We start from the raw sequence: 3,962 nt of genomic DNA on the forward strand, positions 1-3,962 counted from the left end.
TCCTCATAGCTGGCCCGCCGTCCCAACCTCGCCATGCATGAATCGTCCCACAGACCATCCCAGAAAGTCCGAAAACCTATGAACGGATTAGATCAAGGAAGAGACGCTTGATGTCCGAGATCGCTGTGGAGTCGCTGTCCATGAACGACTGCCTGCCGAGCCGGACCGCTCGATGACGGACGAGCAGCTGATCTCGATGCTCGTCAATCGCGCCCGTAGCGAGGGGCTGCAGCTGAGCGGTGAGGGCGGCCTGCTGCAGCAGCTGACCAAGCGGGTGCTGGAGTCGGCCCTGGAAGGCGAGATCACCGATCACCTCGGCTATGACCGGCGCGACCCGGCCGGGAAGAACAGCCGCAATGGCAGTCGCACCAAGACCGTGGTGACCGACGTCGACCCGGTCGAGGTGCGGGTGCCGCGCGATGTGGCGGGCACCTTCGAGCCCCAGTTGGTGCGCAAGCGGCAGCGCCGGCTGTCTGGCGTGGACGAGATGGTCTTGTCCCTGTCGGCCAAGGGGCTGACCCATGGGGAGATCTCCGCCCACCTGGCAGAGGTCTACGGGACGAACGTGTCCAAGCAGACCATCTCCACCATCACCGACAAGGTCATGGACGGCATGGCAGAACCGGCCGCTCGATCGCGTGTACCCAGTCCTGTTCGTGGACGCGATCAACGTCAAGATCCGGGCTCTGTCGCAGATTGCGTGATCTAGGCGGAGTGCAGGGTGCGTTTGCGTAGCAGGTCGAGTTTCGCGCGGCCGAACATTTGGCGTTTGAGCATCTTGACGCGATTGACGTGCCCTTCGACAGGGCCGGAGCTGTGAGGCAGTGTCAGGCCGTTGCGGACAGCGTCGAGATCCCGGCGGAGGTTGCGGGCGAAGGAAGCCAGCGCGGTGAATGAATCCATTTCGGCCGCGGAGATCCAGGCGTCCAGCTGGTGGCCATGGAGCTGGGTCATCATGAGGGCGTAGTCCTGGACGTGCCGGGCCAGCCGGTTCAGAGCGCGGCTGCGCTTGCGAAGGGTTCGCAGCTGACCGGCATCATCGGAGCTCAGGTTGTCGGGCTTGGACATGATCCAGCGGGTAATGTCGCGGCCCGAAGGTGGCCTGGGGGCGGGGACGGCGATCTGACCGGCACCGGTGCGAAAGCGCCGTAGGTAGCGTTGCACTTGCTGCTCGGTCCCGGAGTATCCGAGCGTGGTGATCTCCCGGGTGAGCTGGGCGGCGTTTCGAATGCCCTCGTTCCAGCGGCGGTGCAGGTGTTCGTGGTATCCGTCCAGGATGCTGGCACGGTTTTGACTCATGGCAATCACGGTGTCAACCTCGGCGGCGCTGGCCAGCTTGCGGACGGTTGCGGGGTGCAGGCCGAGCTCTCGGCCGATAGCCGCCTTGCTGAGACCCTGTTTCAGCAGCTCATGCACGGCGGCGTGATGTCGACGCAGCCGGGTGACGACTTTGAGCTCGCGGTGGTGCACCACGGGTGGTGGTTCGGCGGTGCAGGCGACTGCGGCCTCGGCGGCCAGCGCTGCTGCGAGGTCGTGGCGGGCGGTGGCGACGTCCTTCTCCACGGCCTGGCCGAGGTTCTGCCATAGATGGAACCGGTCTGCCACTTGCACTGCGTCGGGTGCGCCTTGGCGTGCCCCGTCAGCGTAGCCGCCTGCTCGATCTCGGCAGATGATCTCCGGTAACGGGTGGTCACGCAGCCACGCTGCCAGAGCGTCCCCGTTCCTGCCGTCGATCATGTCCACGACCCTGCGGGTTTCCAGATCCACCATGATCGTGCCGTAGCGGTGCCCCTTACGTGTGGCTACCAGGACGGATACGCCCTCACAGCCTGACCGACAGGCTCGCGTCAGGAGAGCCGCGCCCTTCCGGCTTTCGGGTCAATCTGGGTTTGGTGGACACGGTCGTGTTGCCGGGCGAGATGGTAGCGCCAGTATGCGTTGAGATGCCCGTTGGCCGTCACGGCGCGTAGCTTCAACACCGCTTCGGCTCCGGCCAGACCCCATCTGGCTCCAGCCAGGTCGAATCTGTCGGCGATCAGATGGCGGCCGGCGCCTTCGATCACGCCGGTCGCGATCGGCTATCCCTGCTGTAGCGCTTGGTCGTAGCGCAGGTGCCCGGCATTGTTGGTCAGGTAGCGGATGCAGGCGTCGATACCGTCACGGCGCCCGGAGGGTAGGGCGGTGGCTTGGGCGGTCAACGCGGTGATGACCTGGCCGGTGTGCCCGGCCAGCAGCGCCAGGGCGTGGGCGGCGACCCAGTCGTCGGCGGCCGGGTGCAGGCTCCAGGCTGCAGCCCATAACCGCTGCCCCTTTGACCGAGACGAAAAGCTCCTGAACGCGGTGGTGCCGTCGGACAGGGCCTGTCGCAGCACGACCGCCGACACCTCGCCCAGCCAGGCGTGCTCGGGCCCTGCTCGGCCCGGGTGATCACCGTGCGGGACAGGTGCGCATCGGTGATGAACCGCAGGCCATGCTCATGGGCGTGGGCGTGGGTGCGCAGCGCGAGCGCGTCGTTGAACACCACGCGGGCACCCGAACGCCTTGGCCAACGCCATCCGCTGCCCCGGCGCCGGGTCGATACGGAACGAATACTGCAGCCGCACAAGATCCACCCCACGGTTGCATGATGCCGAGTACAGCGACATCAGAACCGGCCAGCCGACCACGGGAGACGCACTCTCAACGTCCGCGAACTCGCATGGCCCGAGAGCAGGATAAGGCGCCCCCTCGGCCAAGAGCCCTGCGTACCACGCAAGGATGGAATGTTGCTCGGCGCTGCCGCGCCCCCGCGCCACCACGAAAAGTCCGATCAATGTCCGGCTACCGCCCTGGACATTCCTGTAGTCGTTGTTCCAGACTCAATACGCGGCACGCCGAGATCGTTTCCGAAGCTGCCCCCACGATCTGAAACCGAATACACAATCCTAACGTCGTGCCCCGTGAGCTCAGAAAGAAGCGAAAGGAATTCATTGTGCGAGGAATCGTTGCCGGGATGGGGTTAGCGGCGGCCACGACGCTGATCACGGCCGTCCCCGCGCATGCTGCCGCACCGAAGAACCCGATCGCTGTTGTCAAGAAGCAGATGGCAGCCGGCAAGGGTGTCACGTTCGTCGAGCGAGTCACCCTCATCGAGGGGCAGAAACGGAAGATCTTGCTGCGCCGCTCCGGCACGTATCAGCTTAACGCCTCGGGCATCGCAGCCTCCGACATCACCAGCTCGTTCGGCGTCAAGGCCAGCGACCTCGGACTCCACGCTGACCCCGCAATGGGCTTGACGGTGAACGAACCGGAGCGCAGCATAACGATCGGCAAGTCGATCTACCTGTCCGGCAGCGTCTGGGACAGCCTCATCCCCAAGGGTGAGACGTGGTACAAGACTTCACAGCCGTGGCCGGGCGGATTTTTTCCCTATGTGCTGCATGGCGGTTTCGCGGGCCTCTATGGCCAGCCGATGAACGTTGTCGTTGAGCCCGCCGCGCTGAAAAAGCTCCTCAGGAACGCATCGCCCGTTCCAGGCGGCTACGTCGGCACGATCACAGTGGGTTGGCTGTATGCGACCTCCCCATCGTTCAAGGCGAGGCTCAGGGGAGAGCGTCCAAGCCCCGAGGTGTCGAAAAACATCGTCAGATGGAAGCTGACCGTGGACTCGAAAGGTTTACCCACGCGTATGGTCTCCACCATGCCTGCACGCTTTTTTGGCGTGAGCAACACCAAGGATGCGGTTCTTCGCTTCGACACCCGCTACAACGCCTGGAGCGCCACATTCTCTATCACGCCCCCATGAGCCGATAGCTGACACGCGGTCCCAAGGCTGCTGCGATGGTTCAGACATCGGCCCTGTTCCGGGTGTGCTGGGTGACGGCGTGCTCGAGGCCGTCGAGGATGGCGCGTAGGCCGAACTCCTGCGTCGTGGTGGCCGAGGGGGTGGCCTGGGTGGTGGCCAGCAGCGGGAAACGGTCGGC

The 3,962-nt window shown here is 64.8% G+C and carries 3 protein-coding genes and 2 pseudogenes; 2 read left to right on the forward strand and 3 right to left on the reverse strand.

The window, feature by feature from the left end; genetic code table 11:
* Window positions 1-172 precede the first annotated feature (172 nt).
* Window positions 173-683 (forward strand): annotated as a pseudogene (locus AB0J69_RS61505) (transposase); the annotation flags it as partial.
* 22 nt (window positions 684-705) lie between these two features.
* On the opposite strand, the gene AB0J69_RS61510 reads toward AB0J69_RS61505, so the two are convergent.
* From AB0J69_RS61510 to AB0J69_RS61520, 3 genes and pseudogenes are all read right to left on the reverse strand, one after another.
* Window positions 706-1,851 carry an ISL3 family transposase gene (locus AB0J69_RS61510; protein ID WP_364138626.1) on the reverse strand — a complete coding sequence of 382 codons (1,146 nt, stop codon included), beginning with the start codon at window positions 1,849-1,851 and terminating at the stop codon, window positions 706-708.
* A 68-nt stretch (window positions 1,852-1,919) separates the two neighbouring features.
* Window positions 1,920-2,135: pseudogene (locus tag AB0J69_RS61515) on the reverse strand (ISKra4 family transposase); the annotation flags it as partial.
* Window positions 2,136-2,474: 339 nt separating this feature from the next.
* Window positions 2,475-2,645 carry a helix-turn-helix domain-containing protein gene (locus tag AB0J69_RS61520; RefSeq protein WP_364138628.1) on the reverse strand — a complete coding sequence of 57 codons (171 nt, stop codon included), beginning with the start codon at window positions 2,643-2,645 and terminating at the stop codon, window positions 2,475-2,477.
* Window positions 2,646-2,932: 287 nt separating this feature from the next.
* Here AB0J69_RS61520 and AB0J69_RS61525 point away from each other — a divergent pair, with 287 nt between their 5' ends.
* Window positions 2,933-3,784, forward strand: coding sequence for a hypothetical protein (locus AB0J69_RS61525; protein WP_364138624.1), 852 nt, complete (start codon window positions 2,933-2,935; stop codon window positions 3,782-3,784).
* Window positions 3,785-3,962: the final 178 nt, after the last annotated feature.

The sequence above is a fragment of the Nonomuraea sp. NPDC049709 genome (assembly GCF_040674815.1).
Taxonomy (GTDB): domain Bacteria; phylum Actinomycetota; class Actinomycetes; order Streptosporangiales; family Streptosporangiaceae; genus Nonomuraea.